Origin of the sequence: Pseudomonas sp. FYR_2 (assembly GCF_043106425.1) — a bacterium.
In the GTDB taxonomy this organism is placed as follows: domain Bacteria; phylum Pseudomonadota; class Gammaproteobacteria; order Pseudomonadales; family Pseudomonadaceae; genus Aquipseudomonas; species Aquipseudomonas monteilii.
In genome coordinates, this window is sequence record NZ_JBICMM010000035.1 from 1 (window position 1) to 14,874 (window position 14,874).

A 14,874-nucleotide genomic window follows, 5' to 3' on the forward strand; every position below is an offset into this window, starting at 1 on the left:
GCTATGGCTTCACTTGTGATTACAGCGCAGCAATCCGCGCATGCTGCTCGGTGAAGTTGGCCAGGGCCTGTTCAGACTCGGCCAGCTTGGCACGTTCCTTCTCGATCACCGCAGGCGGAGCCTTGTCGACGAAGGCGGCGTTGGACAGCTTGCCACCCACGCGTGCCACTTCGCCTTGCAGGCGCTGGATTTCCTTGTTCAGGCGCGCCAGCTCGGCATCCTTGTCAATCAGGCCGGCCATTGGCACCAGCACTTGCAGGTCACCGACCAGAGCGGTGGCCGACAGCGGCGCTTCATCGGCATCGCCGAGCACGGTGAACGACTCCACCTTGGCCAGCTTCTTCAGAAGGGCTTCGTTTTCCAGCAGGCGGCGCTGGTCGTCGGCGTTGGCGTTCTTCAGGAACAGCGGCAGCGGCTTGCCTGGGCCGATGTTCATTTCGGCGCGGATGTTGCGCAGACCGACCATCAGTTCCTTGAGCCACTCGATGTCACCTTCAGCGGCGGCGTCGATGCGGGCTTCATTGGCCACCGGCCACGGCTGCAGCATGATGGTCTTGCCTTCGATACCGGCCAGCGGCGCGATGCGCTGCCAGATTTCTTCGGTAATGAACGGCATGAACGGGTGCGCCAGGCGCAGCGCCACTTCCAGCACGCGCACCAGGGTGCGGCGGGTGCCACGGGCGCGCTCGACCGGGGCGTTTTCGTCCCACAGTACCGGCTTGGACAGCTCCAGGTACCAGTCGCAGTACTGGTTCCAGATGAATTCGTACAGCGCCTGGCTGGCCAGGTCGAAGCGGAACTGCTCCAGCTGGCGGGTCACTTCGGCTTCGGTGCGCTGCAGTTGCGAGATGATCCAGCGGTCAGCCAGCGACAGTTCGTAAGCTTCGCCGTTCTGGCCACAGTCTTCGCCCTTGTCCAGCACGTAGCGGGCGGCGTTCCAGATCTTGTTGCAGAAGTTGCGGTAGCCTTCGACGCGGCCCATGTCGAACTTGATGTCGCGGCCTGTGGAGGCCAGCGAGCAGAAGGTGAAGCGCAGGGCGTCGGTGCCGTAGCTGGCGATACCTTCAGGGAACTCGGCCTTGGTCTGCTTGGCGATCTTCTCGGCCAGCTTGGGCTGCATCATGCCGCTGGTGCGTTTTTCCAGCAGGGCGTCGAGGGTGATGCCGTCGACGATGTCCAGCGGGTCCAGTACGTTGCCCTTGGACTTGGACATCTTCTGGCCCTGGCCGTCACGCACCAGACCGTGTACGTAAACGGTCTTGAACGGTACTTGCGGGGTGCCGTCCTCGTTCTTGATCAGGTGCATGGTCAGCATGATCATGCGCGCAACCCAGAAGAAGATGATGTCGAAGCCGGTTACCAGCACATCGGTGGAGTGGAACTTCTTGAGGAACTCGGTCTGCTCTGGCCAGCCCAGGGTCGAGAAGGTCCACAGGCCCGAGCTGAACCAGGTGTCGAGCACGTCGTCGTCCTGGCGCAGGACCACGTCGGCGCCCAGGTTGTGCTTGGCGCGCACTTCTTCCTCGTTGCGGCCAACGTAGACCTGGCCTGCCTCGTCGTACCACGCCGGGATGCGGTGGCCCCACCACAGCTGGCGGCTGATGCACCAGTCCTGAATGTCACGCATCCAGGAGAAGTACATGTTCTCGTACTGCTTGGGCACGAACTGGATACGGCCATCTTCCACGGCGGCGATGGCAGGTTCTGCCAGCGGCTTGGTAGAGACGTACCACTGGTCGGTCAGCCACGGCTCGATCACGGTGCCCGAACGGTCGCCTTTCGGTACTTTCAGGGCGTGGTCGTCGATGCTCACCAGCAGGCCCTGGGCATCCAGGTCGGCAACGATCTGCTTGCGCGCGACGAAGCGGTCGAGGTTGGCGTATTGGGCCGGCAGTCGGGTATCAACCTGCTCGTTGACGCTGCCGTCGAGGTTGAAGGCCTGGGCGCTGGCCAGCACGAAGGCGTTCTTGTCGAAGATGTTCAGCAGTGGCAGGTTGTGGCGTTTGCCGACTTCGTAGTCGTTGAAGTCGTGAGCCGGGGTGATCTTCACGCAGCCGGTACCGAACGCAGGGTCGCAGTAGTCGTCGGCGATGATCGGGATGCGGCGGCCTACCAGTGGCAGTTCGACGAATTTGCCGATCAGTGCCTGGTAGCGTTCGTCATTCGGGTTGACCGCAACGGCCGCGTCACCCAGCAGGGTTTCCGGACGGGTGGTGGCAACCACCAGGTAGTCGTTGCCTTCGGCGGTCTTGGCGCCGTCGGCCAGCGGGTAGCGCAGGTTCCACAGGTGGCCTTTCTCGTCGTGGTTTTCCACTTCGAGGTCGGAGATGGCCGTGTGCAGCTTGGTATCCCAGTTGACCAGGCGCTTGCCACGGTAGATGAGGCCGTCTTCATGCAGGCGCACGAACGCTTCTTTAACGGCTTCGGAGAGGCCGTCGTCCATGGTGAAGCGCTCGCGGCTCCAGTCTACCGAAGAGCCCAGGCGGCGGATCTGGCGGCTGATGTTGCCACCGGACTGGTCCTTCCATTCCCAGACCTTTTCCAGAAACTTCTCGCGGCCCAGGTCATGACGGTTCTGGCCTTTGGCTTCGAGCTGGCGCTCGACCAGCATCTGCGTGGCGATACCGGCGTGGTCGGTGCCTGGCTGCCACAGGGTGTCGCGGCCTTGCATGCGGCGGAAACGGATCAGGGCGTCCATGATCGCGTTGTTGAACCCATGGCCCATGTGCAGGCTGCCGGTCACGTTCGGCGGCGGGATCATGATGGTGTAGGACTCGCCTGCACCTTGTGGGGCGAAATAGTTCTCGGACTCCCAGGTGTTGTACCAGGAAGTTTCGATGGCGTGCGGCTGGTAGGTCTTATCCATGCGCGGCGGGACCCTGTGCATTTATTCGGGAAAGCCGGGAAGTATAACCAAGGTGGGGGCCGCAGGCGACAAGCTACTGCTATCTGGCAGTGCGGCGTCTGCTTCGCGGGCAAGCCCGCACACAGGATCACCACAGCCTTCAAGACTTGTGGCGACCCTGTGGGAGCGGGCTTGCCCGCGAAGCAGGCACCGCGGAAATTCAGGATTACTCCGAACGCTTGATCAACCGCTCGATCCGCGCATCCAGCCGGCGCTTGATCTCGTTCTCGATGTGCGGGGTGAAGTCGTTGATCACGTCCTGCATGATCATCTGCGCCGCGGCACGCAGTTCGCTCTCCAGGTGCAGCAGGGTGTCCTGGCGGCGGGTTTGCGGGTCGTCCTCGGGCTCGGCAGCCGCCGGTTCGGCAACCGGTGCTGGGTTGCCGGCAGGCTCTTCCAGCAGTAACGGAATCTGCTCCACGGTTTCGGTCAGCAGCGGCGGTTGCAGGTCGGCGTCGCCAAGCAGCTGGCGGATCGACTCGAGGTCATCGAGCAGATGGGCGGAGTCGGGCAAAGGGGAGGGCTTGTCCATCGTCGTCAAAGTCGCTGTAAGCGGTGGTCTTGCAGAGCATAGCCCTGTTCACGGTAGAAACGGAATCGCTCTCGGGCCGATTGGCGGATGCCAGGCTCCTCGACCACGATTTCGGCCACCCGCTCGAACTGGCCGACAAAGCCCGGCACGCTGGCGCCAAGGTTGATCAGCAGGTCGCGGTGCTCGCCCGCGCTGTCTGCCAAGCCCAGCGCCACGCTGGCATCGGCATGCACCTCGGCCAGGTCGTGGGGCACGAACGCCTCGCCCTTGAAGCGCCACAAGCGTTGGTCCAGCTCGCTGCGCTGCTCCGCGTCCTGGCAGTGCAGGTACACCCGGTGGCCGAGGCGCCAGGCCTTTTCGCACAGCTTGCAGGCGAAATCGAGCCGCGCCGACAGCGAGTCGGTGGGCAAGATGTAGAAGTCGACTTTGCTCATGGTGAGAATCGCCGACCAGTGGCGCACAAGGCGCCACCGGCCTCACGGCATCACGCGCCAGCGCGGTCCAGCAGGTACTGGGTCAGCAGAGGCACTGGGCGGCCGGTGGCGCCTTTGTCCTTGCCGCCACTGACCCAGGCGGTACCGGCGATGTCCATGTGCGCCCAGTTGTAGGCCTTGGCGAAGCGCGACAGGAAGCAACCCGCGGTGATGGTGCCGGCCTTCGGCCCGCCGATGTTGCCCATGTCGGCGAACGGGCTGTCCAGTTGCTCCTGGTATTCATCGAACAGCGGCAACTGCCAGGCACGGTCGTCGGCGCGCTTGCCGGCGTCGAGCAACTGGCCCACCAGGTCGTCGTTGTTGCCCATCAGGCCGGAGGTGTGGCTGCCCAGGGCGACGATGCAGGCGCCGGTCAGGGTAGCGATGTCGATCACCGCCTGCGGCTTGAAGCGCTCGGCGTAGGTCAGGGTGTCGCACAGCACCAGGCGGCCTTCGGCGTCGGTGTTGAGAATTTCCACGGTCTGACCGCTCATGGTGGTGACGATGTCACCTGGGCGGGTGGCACCGCCGCTTGGCATGTTTTCGGCGCAGGCCAGCAGGCACACGAGGTTGATTGGCAGTTGCAGTTCCAGCACGGCACGCAGCGTACCGAGCACGCTTGCGGCGCCGCACATGTCGTATTTCATTTCGTCCATGCCGGCACCTGGCTTGAGGCTGATGCCGCCGGTGTCGAAGGTGATGCCTTTACCGACCAGCACGAATGGCTTGTCGGCCTTTTTGCCGCCCTGGTAATTCAGCACGATCAGGCGTGGAGGCTGGTCGCTGCCCTGGCCCACGGCATAGAACGCGCCCATGCCTAGGTCCTTGATCTTCTTCTCGTCCAGTACCTCGACCTTCAGCGCCTTGTGCGCCTTGCCCAGGTCCTTGGCCTGCTCGGCCAGGAAGCTTGGGTGGCAGAGGTTAGGCGGCAGGTTGCCCAGGTCGCGGGTGAACGCCATACCGGTGGCGATGGCGCTGGCGTGTTTGACCGCACGCTCGACTTCGGCCTGGCCGGCCTTGTCGGCCAACAGGGTGACCTTTTTCAGGGCGCGCGGCTCGGCCTTCTGGCTTTTGAAACGGTCGAAGACGTATTCGCCATCAAGCAGGGTTTCGGCCAGCAGGCGGTATTTACCGTAATGGGCGTCGCGGTTGCTGACCGCCACATCGTCCAAGGCCAGCACCGCATCGGCACCGTTCAGGCCCTTGAGTACGCCGGCCACGCTGGCAACCAGCTTGCGCCAGGCGCGGTCACCCAAAGCTTCATCCTTGCCACTGCCTACCAGCAACACGCGCTCGGCCTTCAGGCCCGCGAGGCTCTGCAGCAGCAGGGTCTGGCCCGGCTTGCCGGCCAGGTCGCCGCGCTTGAGCACGGCGCTGATGGCACCCTCGCTGGCCAGGTCGACAGCCTTGGCCACAGCACCGAGCTTGCGGTTTTCACCTACCGGAATGACCAGTGTGGCGGTTTTTACGGATGCAGCAGCTACGCTTTTTACAACCAGTTCCATGTCAGGATCCCCGAATGATCGATACGAATGGCGCTGTGTGTGCCAGCGCTCTGGACGGGCCTGGCCGCTTAGTCGCGCGCCAGCGGAAAAGCTGCCAGTTTGAGCCTGCGGCAAGCGTGCTGACAACCCCGTTATGCGCGATCATGCGCGGCCAAGTGACAGGGGCGGTCAATCACAGGATAATGCGCGCACTTTACATGGAGGTTCGCCTTTGGCGAACCGGCATTGGTCTTGGATGTACTAAGTCATTGTTTGGCGCCATTGCATGGCAGTCCGCCCTGACAACCCAGGAGTGTCTGGTTTGATCGTCTTTCGTTATCTGTCCCGCGAGGTCCTGGTGACCTTGAGCGCCGTCAGCGCTGTGCTGCTGGTGATCATCATGAGCGGGCGCTTCATCAAGTACCTGGCCCAGGCTGCCCAGGGCGTGCTCGACCCGGGCGTGCTGTTCCTGATCATGGGCTTCCGGTTGCCGGGTTTCCTGCAGTTGATCCTGCCGCTGGGGCTGTTCCTTGGCATTCTCCTGGCTTACGGGCGCTTGTACCTGGAAAGCGAGATGACCGTGTTGTCGGCCACCGGCATGAGCCAGCAGCGGCTGCTGGGCATGACCATGGCGCCGGCCGCCCTGGTCGCCCTGCTGGTGGCCTGGCTGAGCCTGAGTCTGGCACCGCTGGGCGTGGCCCAGGTGCAGCAGATCATCGCCCAGCAAGACGCGCTGACCGAGTTCGACACCCTGGTGCCGGGCCGCTTCCAGACGTTGCGTGACGGCTCGCGGGTAACCTACACCGAGCAGCTGTCGGACGACCGCATCAACCTGGCCGGGGTGTTCATCTCCGAGAAGCGCTTCAACCAGGACAAGACCAAGGACCGCGCGCCGTCGGTGCTGGTCGCGGAAAAGGGCCACCAGGAAATCCAGGCCGACGGCAACCGCTATCTGGTGCTGGAAAACGGTTACCGCTACGACGGTAACCCGGGCCAGGCCGACTACCGTGCCATCAAGTACGACACCTATGGCGTGCTGCTGCCCAAGCCGGAAGTCAGCGAGGAAGTCACCGAACGTGAAGCCATCCCCACCTCCGAGTTGATCGGCAAGAAAGGCCTGCGTGAGCGTGCCGAGTTGCAATGGCGGTTGTCGCTGCCGATCCTGGTGTTCGTCGTCACCCTGCTGGCGGTGCCACTGTCCCGGGTCAACCCGCGTCAGGGCCGCTTCCTCAAGCTGCTGCCGGCAATTCTTCTGTACATGGCCTACCTGACAATGCTGATTTCCGTACGCGGTGCCCTCGAGAAGGGCAAACTTCCGATCGGCCTGGGCATGTGGTGGGTCCACGGTCTGTTCCTGCTGATCGGCCTGGGGCTGATGTACTGGGAGCCGCTGCGCCTCAAGCGCGCTGCCCGTCGTGCGGAGGTGGCCCATGGCTAAGCTCGACCGCTATATCGGCCAGAGCGTGCTGCTGGCCATCCTGGCTGTGCTGGGGATCATCCTCGGCCTGGCTTCGCTGTTCGCCTTCATCGACGAGATGAGCGACCTGAGTGATACCTACACGGTGATGGAGGCTGGCAACTTCGTCCTGCTCACCGCGCCGCGGCGGCTGTACGAAATGCTGCCGATGGCGGCACTGATCGGCTGCCTGATCGGCCTGGGCAGCCTGGCCAGCAGCAGCGAGCTGACCATCATGCGTGCGGCCGGCGTTTCCATCGGCCGTATCGTCTGGGCGGTGATGAAGCCGATGCTGGTACTGATGCTGGTCGGCCTGCTGATCGGTGAATACGTGGCACCGGTGACCGAGAACAAGGCCCAGGCCGACCGCTCCCTGGCCCAGGGCGGTGGTGAGGCACAAAGCTCCAAGCGCGGTATGTGGCACCGTCAGGGTGAAGAGTACGTGCACATCAACGCCGTGCAGCCTAACGGCCTGCTGCTGGGGGTGACCCGTTACCGCTTCGACAACGAGCGCAAGATCGTCACGTCGAGTTTCGCCCGCCGTGCCCAGTACCAGAACGACCACTGGCTGCTCGCCGACGTGCGCACCACCTATTTCCGTGGCGACCACACCGAAGTCGTCAGCGCGCCGCAAGAGCGCTGGGACGTTTCGCTCACGCCAGAACTGCTCAATACCGTGATCCTGGCACCCGAGTCGCTGTCGATTACCGGGCTGTGGGACTACATCCACTACCTGTCTGACCAGGGTTTGAACAATGCCCGCTACTGGCTGGCGTTCTGGACCAAGGTACTGCAGCCGATGGTGACTGCGGCACTGGTGCTGATGGCAATTTCCTTCATCTTCGGCCCGCTGCGCTCGGTAACCCTCGGGCAGCGCGTGTTCACCGGTGTGCTGGTGGGCTTCGTGTTCCGCATCGGCCAGGACCTGTTGGGGCCTTCAAGCCAGGTGTTCGGCTTCCCGCCGCTGCTGGCGGTGGTGATCCCGGCGGGCATCTGTGCCTTGGCCGGTGTGTGGTTGTTGCGCCGGGCGGGTTGATCGACTTGGGTGATGTGGTGCCAGTGAGATCGAGCGCCGCCCGCGCGGCGCATCGCGAGCTGTCGCTCGCTCCTACGTTTGTTTCGGGCCAGTAACGCCTGTGGCAGACGCGCGCGACCGCCTGGTTTGTACGACGCGATATCGAGCCATGCGCCAAGGCGTACGCGCGCAAATCCCTCAGGATTAATTGGCACGAAACAAACGTAGGAGCGAGCGACAGCTCGCGATGCGCCGCGCGGGCGGCGCTCGATCTAACAGGCGCAGCATCCAAAACGGCGTACTCTCACGTTATTTCTTCAGCTTCGGCACCCGCACCAGCTGGCTCTCCGAATAAATGTCATGCCAGCCCCGCTTGCGCTTGTCGATCAACACCCAGAAGAACCCCAGCCCCAGGCACAGCCATGAGGCGATCGAGACCACAAAGCGCAGCAGCGCCTGCCACAGGCTGATGGCCGAACCATCGGCGTTCTGCACGCGCACGCCCCATACCTGCATGCCCAGGGTCTGCCCGCCATGGGTCCAGAACTTGGCAAAGAAGCCGAACAGGGCGAACAGCAGCACCGTCGACAGCAGTGGGTCGCCATCCAGTGCCCCCGCCTCGGTCAGCTCGCGCATGCGTGCTTCGCCGATGATCGCCATCTGGATCATTTTGTAGGCGCCAGCGGTCACGATCAGCAGGGCCGTGCACAGCAAAAAGTCATAGAACATCGCTGCCAGGCGCCGGCCCAGGCCGACCGGTGGAAAATCTCCCTGAGGGGTGAGCAGAGGCTTGGACATGCGGGACGGCTCCAGAAGACGAAGCCGCTATTCTACGGGCAAAAAAAAGCCCCTGCACTTGGCAGGGGCTTTTCTCGAAGTCGGGTTCGGCTTAGCCGGCGACCTGAACTTTGTCAGCCTGCATGCCTTTCTGGCCCTGGACTGCTTCGAAGGTAACCTTCTGGCCTTCTTTCAGGCTCTTGAAGCCGTTGCCTTCGATAGCGCGGAAGTGCACGAACAGATCCGGACCGCTTTCTGGGGTGATGAAGCCGTAACCTTTTTCGTCATTGAACCACTTGACGGTACCGTTCTGACGCTCAGCCATTGTCTTATTTCCTATGAAGCTTAAATTTTGATGACAGTTTCTTTCGCACTTGTTTGTAAGCGAAAGATTACTGGGCTGGGTTGCAGGAAAGTAAGAGACGTCGAACGGGTTGTAGCAAATCTCGGCTACTGGCCCAGGTCACGAACTGTTGCGACCCATGCAAACACAGTGCAGTGACTCTACGCCAACTCCCGAGCGAAAAACAAGCCCTTGGTCGTATGGAAAATCAGCCGTTTGCCGATAACCGACCGATTTGACGGAAACGGCATGGCGCCTGGCCTGGCGCCATGTTCAAAAGTTATTGGGCAGGTTCGAAAACGAATATGTCGAGCCTGCCCGTAACCTTCACAAAGCCGTTTCAACCCCGGTAGTAACGTTGTGCTACGAAAGGCATTTTGCTGACTTTCAACGCAACCTTCTTGCCCCGCACCACGGCAAACAGCGGTGTGTCGACTGCAGCATGTTCACTATCGATATAACCCATTGCTACAGGTGCACCGAGTGTCGGGCCAAAGCCGCCGCTGCAGACTTTACCGACCGGTTTATCGTTTGCATCGACAATATCCGCACCCTCACGAACGGGCGTACGTTCTTGCGGTAGCAGCCCGACGCGTTTGCGTGCCACGCCATCGCGCTGCTGGGCGAAGATGGCCTCGGCACCGGGGAACCCGGCAGCACGTGCACCGTCGGCCCGGCGCACCTTGGAAATCGCCCACAGCAGGCTGGCCTCGACCGGGGTGGTCTCGGTATTCATGTCGTGGCCATACAGGCACAGGCCGGCTTCCAGGCGAAGCGAGTCGCGAGCGCCCAGGCCAATCGGCTGTACTTCCGGCTCGGCCAGCAGACGGCGGGCGAGGGCATCTGCAGCGTTTGCCGGCACCGAGATTTCGTAGCCGTCTTCGCCGGTGTAGCCCGAGCGGCTGACGAAGCAGTCTTCGCCCAGCAACTTCACCGGGCGGAACTGCATGAAGGTCATGCCGGCCACTTCCGGTGCCAGGCGTTCCAGCACCTTGACCGCAGCCGGGCCTTGCAGGGCCAGCAGGGCACGCTGCTCGAACAGTGGCTGCACCTCGCAACGGTTGCCGATGTGTTTGTGCAGGTGGGCCAGGTCCTGGTCTTTGCAGGCGGCGTTGACCACCAGGAACAGCGTGTCGTCACCCAGGTTGGCCACCATCAGGTCGTCGAGGATGCCGCCCTGCTCGTTGGTGAACATGGCATAGCGCTGCATGCCTGCCGGGAGGTCGATGATGTCCACGGGTACCAGGCTTTCCAGGGCCTTGGCGGCATCCGCGCCGCGCAGGATGATCTGGCCCATGTGCGAAACGTCGAACAGGCCGGCCTGCTCGCGGGTGTGCAAGTGTTCCTTGAGCACGCCCAGCGGGTACTGCACCGGCATGTCGTAGCCGGCGAACGGCACCATGCGGGCACCCAGTTCCAGGTGCAGGGCGTGCAGTGGGGTCTTGAGCAGTGTTTCGGACATCGGTGACTCCTTGGTGTTGTTGTCGGGTCAACATTCGATGATGTTGACGGCCAGGCCGCCACGGGCGGTCTCTTTGTATTTGCTTTTCATGTCGGCGCCGGTCTGGCGCATGGTGCGGATGACCTTGTCGAGCGACACGTAATGTTGCCCGTCGCCGCGCAAGGCCATGCGCACCGCGTTGATTGCCTTCACCGAGCCCATGGCATTGCGCTCGATGCACGGCACCTGGACCAGCCCGCCGATCGGGTCGCAGGTCAGGCCCAGGTTATGTTCCATACCGATTTCTGCAGCGTTTTCCACCTGCTGCACGCTGCCGCCCATCACCTCGCATAACGCACCGGCAGCCATCGAGCAGGCCACGCCGACCTCGCCCTGGCAGCCCACTTCCGCGCCAGAGATGGAGGCGTTTTCCTTGTACAGGATGCCGATGGCCGCAGCGGTGAGCAGAAAACGCACCACCCCGTCCTCGCTGGCGCCCGGCACGAAGCGCATGTAGTAGTGCAACACTGCCGGGACGATACCTGCCGCCCCATTGGTGGGTGCGGTGACCACGCGCCCGCCGTAGGCGTTTTCTTCGTTCACGGCCAAGGCGTAGAGGTTGACCCAGTCAAGCACCGACAGGGCATCGCGCAGGCTGGCCTCCGGGTGGCGGCTCAGTTGGCGGTACAACGCGGGCGCCCGCCGCTTGACCTTGAGCCCGCCCGGCAATATGCCTTCATGCTGGCAGCCCGCTTCGACACAATCCTGCATCACCTGCCAGATGCGCAGCAGCCCGGCGCGGGTTTGTGCCTCTGGGCGCCAGGCGGCCTCGTTGGCCAGCATCACTAGGCTTATCGACAGGTTTTGCGCGGTGCAATGGCCGAGCAGTTCCTTGGCGGTCTTGAACGGGTAGGGCAGCACGGTGCTGTCCTCGACAATGCGGTCGTGGCCGGCGGCGTCCTCGTCGACGACGAAACCGCCGCCCACCGAGTAATACTCGCGGCTGCGAATTTGCAGGCCGGCGTCATCGAAGGCGCGGAAGATCATGCCGTTGGGGTGGTAATCCAGCGGCTTGCGGATCATCGACAGGTGTTGTTTTTCAATGAACGCGATGCTGTGCTCGCCCAGCAGGTTTAGGCGGCCGCTGTCGCGGATGACCTGTAGGCGGGCGGGGATGCTTTCGGTGTCGATAATGTCCGGGTGTTCGCCTTCAAGGCCCAGCAGCACGGCCTTGTCACTGCCGTGGCCCTTGCCGGTGGCGCCCAGCGAGCCATACAGCTCGGCCTTGACGCTGGCCGTGCGGGTGAGCAGGCCATCACGGCGCAGACCTTCGGCGAACCGCGCGGCGGCGCGCATCGGGCCGACCGTGTGGGAACTGGAGGGGCCGATGCCGATCTTGAACAGGTCGAAGACGCTCAAAGACATAATGACCTCCTGCCAAGTTCGTTGGACGGACGGTGAGCCCTGTAGGAGCGGGTTCACCCGCGAATGCGATGCCGGTTTCACCACCGCATTCGCGGCGGTTCGGTGCCCCGATAAATCCGCTCCCACAGAGTCCGCCATCCAATCTAGGTGGCGGGGGAGGAGCTATCAGGCGTCCTGATAGCTCTCGATCGACGGGCAAGCGCACACCAGGTTACGGTCGCCGAACACGTTGTCGACCCGGCCCACCGGCGGCCAGTATTTGGCTTCCACCAGGCTTGGCAGCGGGTAAACCGCCTGCTCGCGGCTGTAGCCGTGGGCCCATTCGCCAACCAGCTCGGCCGCGGTGTGCGGGGCGTTTTTCAGCGGGTTGTCGTCCTTGTCGAGGCTACCGTTTTCGACCGCACGGATTTCTTCGCGGATCTGGATCATCGCATTGCAGAAGCGGTCCAGTTCTTCCTTGGACTCGCTTTCGGTCGGTTCGATCATCAGCGTGCCCGCCACCGGGAAGGACATGGTCGGGGCGTGGAAGCCAAAGTCGATCAGGCGCTTGGCCACGTCGTCGACGCTGATGCCGCTGGTGTCCTTCAGCGGGCGCAGGTCGAGGATGCACTCGTGGGCCACCAGGCCATTACCGCCGGTATACAGAACAGGATAGTGCTCTTCCAGCCGGCGGGCGATGTAGTTGGCGTTGAGGATTGCCATTTGCGAGGCGCGCTTGAGGCCGGCACCGCCCATCATGCGGATGTACATCCAGGTGATCGGCAGGATGCTGGCGCTGCCGAACGGCGCGGCGCATACGGCCCCTTCGGTGTTTTCAAGCTGCGCGTGGCCTGGCAGGAAAGGCGCCAGGTGCGACTTGACGCCAATCGGGCCAACGCCCGGGCCGCCACCGCCGTGCGGAATGCAGAAGGTCTTGTGCAGGTTCAGGTGGGACACGTCGCCGCCGAACTTGCCCGGGGCGCACAGGCCGACCATGGCGTTCATGTTGGCGCCGTCGATGTACACCTGGCCACCGTTGTCATGGATGATCGCGCAGATTTCGCCGATCGCTTCCTCAAACACGCCGTGGGTCGACGGGTAGGTGATCATGATCGCGGCCAGGCGCTCGCGGTGCTCGATGGCCTTGGCGCGCAGGTCTTCTACGTCGACGTTGCCGCGGGCGTCACAAGCGGTAACCACCACGCGCATGCCGGCCATGTGGGCGGTCGCCGGGTTGGTGCCGTGGGCCGACGACGGGATCAGGCAGATGTCGCGATGGCTTTCGCCACGGCTGCGGTGGTATGCACGGATGGCCAGCAGGCCTGCGTACTCGCCCTGAGAACCGGCGTTGGGCTGCAGCGACACGGCGTCATAGCCAGTGGCGGCGCACAGCATGGCTTCCAGCTCGGTGGTCATCTGCAGGTAGCCCTGGCTCTGCTCGGCCGGGGCGAACGGGTGCAGGTTGCCGAACTCGGCCCAGGTCACCGGAATCATCTCGCTGGCGGCGTTCAGTTTCATGGTGCACGAGCCCAGCGGGATCATGCTGCGGTCCAGCGCCAGGTCCTTGTCGGCCAGGCGGCGCAGGTAGCGCATCAGCTCGGTTTCGCTGTGGTAGCGGTTGAACACCGGGTGTTCGAGGATGGCCGACTGGCGCAGCAGGGCGGTAGGCAGCAGCGAACCGGTGCTGGCGGCCAGCGCGGCGAAGTCTGGTTGAGCCTGGTCGCCAGCGAACAATTGCCACAGCGACTCGACGTCAGCCTGGCTGCTGGTTTCGTCCAGCGACAGGCCCAGGTGGGTGGCGTCGACCTGGCGCAGGTTGATGCCTTGGGCGCGGGCCTTGTCATGCAGGCTGGCGGTTGCAGTGCCGGTGGCCAGGGTCAGGGTGTCGAAGGCGCTGGCGCCCACTACCTGCACGCCCAAGGCTTTCAGGCCGGCGGCCAGGATCGCGGTCAGGGCGTGGGTGCGCTCGGCAATGCGCTTTAGGCCGGCCGGGCCGTGATACACGGCGAACATGCTGGCAATGTTGGCCAGCAGCACCTGGGCGGTGCAGATGTTGCTGGTGGCCTTTTCGCGGCGGATATGCTGCTCGCGGGTTTGCATGGCCAGGCGCAGGGCGGTCTTGCCGAAGCGGTCGATCGACACGCCGACCAAGCGGCCCGGCATGTCGCGCTTGAAGGCGTCACGGGTGGCGAAGTAAGCCGCGTGCGGGCCACCGAAGCCCAGTGGCACGCCGAAGCGCTGAGCGCTGCCGATGGCCACGTCGGCATCGAACTCGCCCGGCGGGGTCAGCAGGGTCAGGGCCAGCAGGTCAGCGGCCACGGCGACCAGGGCGTTGGCTGCGTGGAAGCGCTGTACCACGTCACGGTAGTCGAACACGTCACCGTTGCTGGCCGGGTATTGCAGCAGGGCGCCGAAGAAGGCGCTGACATCGCCCAGTTCGCGCTCATCGCCGATCACGACCTCGATACCCAGCGGCTCGGCACGGGTGCGCAGCACGTCGAGGGTTTGCGGGTGGCAGTGCACGGAGGCGAAGAAGGCGTGGCTGGCCTTGTTCTTCGACAGGCGTTTGCAGAAGGTCATGGCCTCGGCCGCCGCAGTGGCTTCGTCGAGCAGGGAGGCGTTGGCGATCGGCAGGCCGGTGAGGTCGCTGATCAGGGTCTGGAAGTTCAGCAGCGCTTCCAGGCGGCCTTGGGAAATTTCTGGCTGGTATGGGGTGTAAGCGGTGTACCAGGCCGGGTTTTCCAGCAGGTTGCGCAGGATCGGTGCCGGGGTGTGGGTGTTGTAGTAGCCCTGGCCGATGTAGCTCTTGAACAGTTGATTCTTGCCGGCAATGGCCTTGAGTGCGGCCAGTGCATCGGCTTCGCTCTGGCCGTCGTGGGAACCGAGCACGCTGGTGCCCTTGATGCTGTCGGGGATGACCGCAGCGGTCATGGCCTCCAGCGAGTCGAAGCCCAGGGCGGCGAGCATGGCCTGCTCGTCAGCGGCGCGCGGGCCGATGTGGCGGGCGATGAATTCGTTGGCGGTGCCGAGGTTGATGGTCATGG

At 63.6% G+C, this 14,874-nt stretch carries 11 protein-coding genes; 2 read left to right on the forward strand and 9 right to left on the reverse strand.

Annotated elements, in window-relative coordinates; translation table 11 throughout:
- Window positions 1-19: 19 nt before the first annotated feature.
- From ACF8R4_RS14275 to ACF8R4_RS14290, 4 genes are all read right to left on the reverse strand, one after another.
- The gene (locus tag ACF8R4_RS14275; protein ID WP_019098190.1) at window positions 20-2,866 is read right to left on the reverse strand and encodes a valine--tRNA ligase; all 2,847 of its coding nucleotides are present in this window, start codon (window positions 2,864-2,866) and stop codon (window positions 20-22) included.
- Window positions 2,867-3,071: 205 nt separating this feature from the next.
- On the reverse strand, window positions 3,072-3,437 hold the full coding sequence (locus ACF8R4_RS14280) for a hypothetical protein (protein WP_060499875.1): 366 nt from the start codon (window positions 3,435-3,437) through the stop codon (window positions 3,072-3,074).
- A gap of 5 nt (window positions 3,438-3,442) precedes the next feature.
- Complete coding sequence (locus tag ACF8R4_RS14285) at window positions 3,443-3,871, reverse strand: DNA polymerase III subunit chi (RefSeq protein ID WP_060499874.1); 429 nt, start codon at window positions 3,869-3,871, stop codon at window positions 3,443-3,445.
- 50 nt (window positions 3,872-3,921) lie between these two features.
- Window positions 3,922-5,415, reverse strand: coding sequence for a leucyl aminopeptidase (locus ACF8R4_RS14290; protein WP_104834040.1), 1,494 nt, complete (start codon window positions 5,413-5,415; stop codon window positions 3,922-3,924).
- Window positions 5,416-5,716: 301 nt separating this feature from the next.
- Between ACF8R4_RS14290 and lptF the strand changes: the two genes are divergently transcribed.
- Both lptF and lptG read left to right on the forward strand, forming a co-directional pair.
- Window positions 5,717-6,832 carry an LPS export ABC transporter permease LptF gene (lptF, locus tag ACF8R4_RS14295; protein ID WP_060500110.1) on the forward strand — a complete coding sequence of 372 codons (1,116 nt, stop codon included), beginning with the start codon at window positions 5,717-5,719 and terminating at the stop codon, window positions 6,830-6,832.
- Window positions 6,825-7,886, forward strand: coding sequence for an LPS export ABC transporter permease LptG (lptG, locus tag ACF8R4_RS14300; RefSeq protein ID WP_016713114.1), 1,062 nt, complete (start codon window positions 6,825-6,827; stop codon window positions 7,884-7,886). The genes lptF and lptG overlap by 8 nt, the downstream gene beginning before the upstream one ends.
- Window positions 7,887-8,174: 288 nt before the next feature.
- On the opposite strand, the gene ACF8R4_RS14305 is transcribed toward lptG, so the two are convergent.
- From ACF8R4_RS14305 to gcvP, 5 genes are all read right to left on the reverse strand, one after another.
- A complete protein-coding gene (locus ACF8R4_RS14305) occupies window positions 8,175-8,663 on the reverse strand; it encodes an RDD family protein (RefSeq protein WP_060497453.1) in 489 nt (162 codons plus the stop codon).
- A gap of 91 nt (window positions 8,664-8,754) precedes the next feature.
- Window positions 8,755-8,967 (reverse strand): cold-shock protein, encoded by a 213-nt coding sequence (locus ACF8R4_RS14310; protein ID WP_003257941.1) that lies wholly within the window; start codon window positions 8,965-8,967, stop codon window positions 8,755-8,757.
- Window positions 8,968-9,325: 358 nt separating this feature from the next.
- Window positions 9,326-10,447: a glycine cleavage system aminomethyltransferase GcvT gene (gene gcvT / locus ACF8R4_RS14315; RefSeq protein ID WP_060497452.1), complete on the reverse strand. Its 1,122-nt coding sequence runs from the start codon at window positions 10,445-10,447 to the stop codon at window positions 9,326-9,328.
- 27 nt (window positions 10,448-10,474) lie between these two features.
- The gene (locus ACF8R4_RS14320) at window positions 10,475-11,851 is read right to left on the reverse strand and encodes an L-serine ammonia-lyase (protein ID WP_392492744.1); all 1,377 of its coding nucleotides are present in this window, start codon (window positions 11,849-11,851) and stop codon (window positions 10,475-10,477) included.
- 165 nt (window positions 11,852-12,016) lie between these two features.
- A complete protein-coding gene (gene gcvP, locus ACF8R4_RS14325) occupies window positions 12,017-14,872 on the reverse strand; it encodes an aminomethyl-transferring glycine dehydrogenase (protein ID WP_060497450.1) in 2,856 nt (951 codons plus the stop codon).
- Window positions 14,873-14,874 lie beyond the last annotated feature (2 nt).

Bases quoted from the DNA above. Each gene is read 5' to 3' on its own strand.
- gcvP (WP_060497450.1), bottom strand. From the start codon at position 14,872: ATGACCATCAACCTCGGCACCGCCAACGAATTCATCGCCCGCCACATC.
- ACF8R4_RS14305 (WP_060497453.1), bottom strand. From the start codon at position 8,663: ATGTCCAAGCCTCTGCTCACCCCTCAGGGAGATTTTCCACCGGTCGGC.
- ACF8R4_RS14275 (WP_019098190.1), bottom strand. From the start codon at position 2,866: ATGGATAAGACCTACCAGCCGCACGCCATCGAAACTTCCTGGTACAAC.
- ACF8R4_RS14285 (WP_060499874.1), bottom strand. From the start codon at position 3,871: ATGAGCAAAGTCGACTTCTACATCTTGCCCACCGACTCGCTGTCGGCG.
- ACF8R4_RS14310 (WP_003257941.1), bottom strand. From the start codon at position 8,967: ATGGCTGAGCGTCAGAACGGTACCGTCAAGTGGTTCAATGACGAAAAA.
- ACF8R4_RS14290 (WP_104834040.1), bottom strand. From the start codon at position 5,415: ATGGAACTGGTTGTAAAAAGCGTAGCTGCTGCATCCGTAAAAACCGCC.
- lptG (WP_016713114.1), top strand. From the start codon at position 6,825: ATGGCTAAGCTCGACCGCTATATCGGCCAGAGCGTGCTGCTGGCCATC.
- ACF8R4_RS14280 (WP_060499875.1), bottom strand. From the start codon at position 3,437: ATGGACAAGCCCTCCCCTTTGCCCGACTCCGCCCATCTGCTCGATGAC.
- ACF8R4_RS14320 (WP_392492744.1), bottom strand. From the start codon at position 11,851: ATGTCTTTGAGCGTCTTCGACCTGTTCAAGATCGGCATCGGCCCCTCC.
- gcvT (WP_060497452.1), bottom strand. From the start codon at position 10,447: ATGTCCGAAACACTGCTCAAGACCCCACTGCACGCCCTGCACCTGGAA.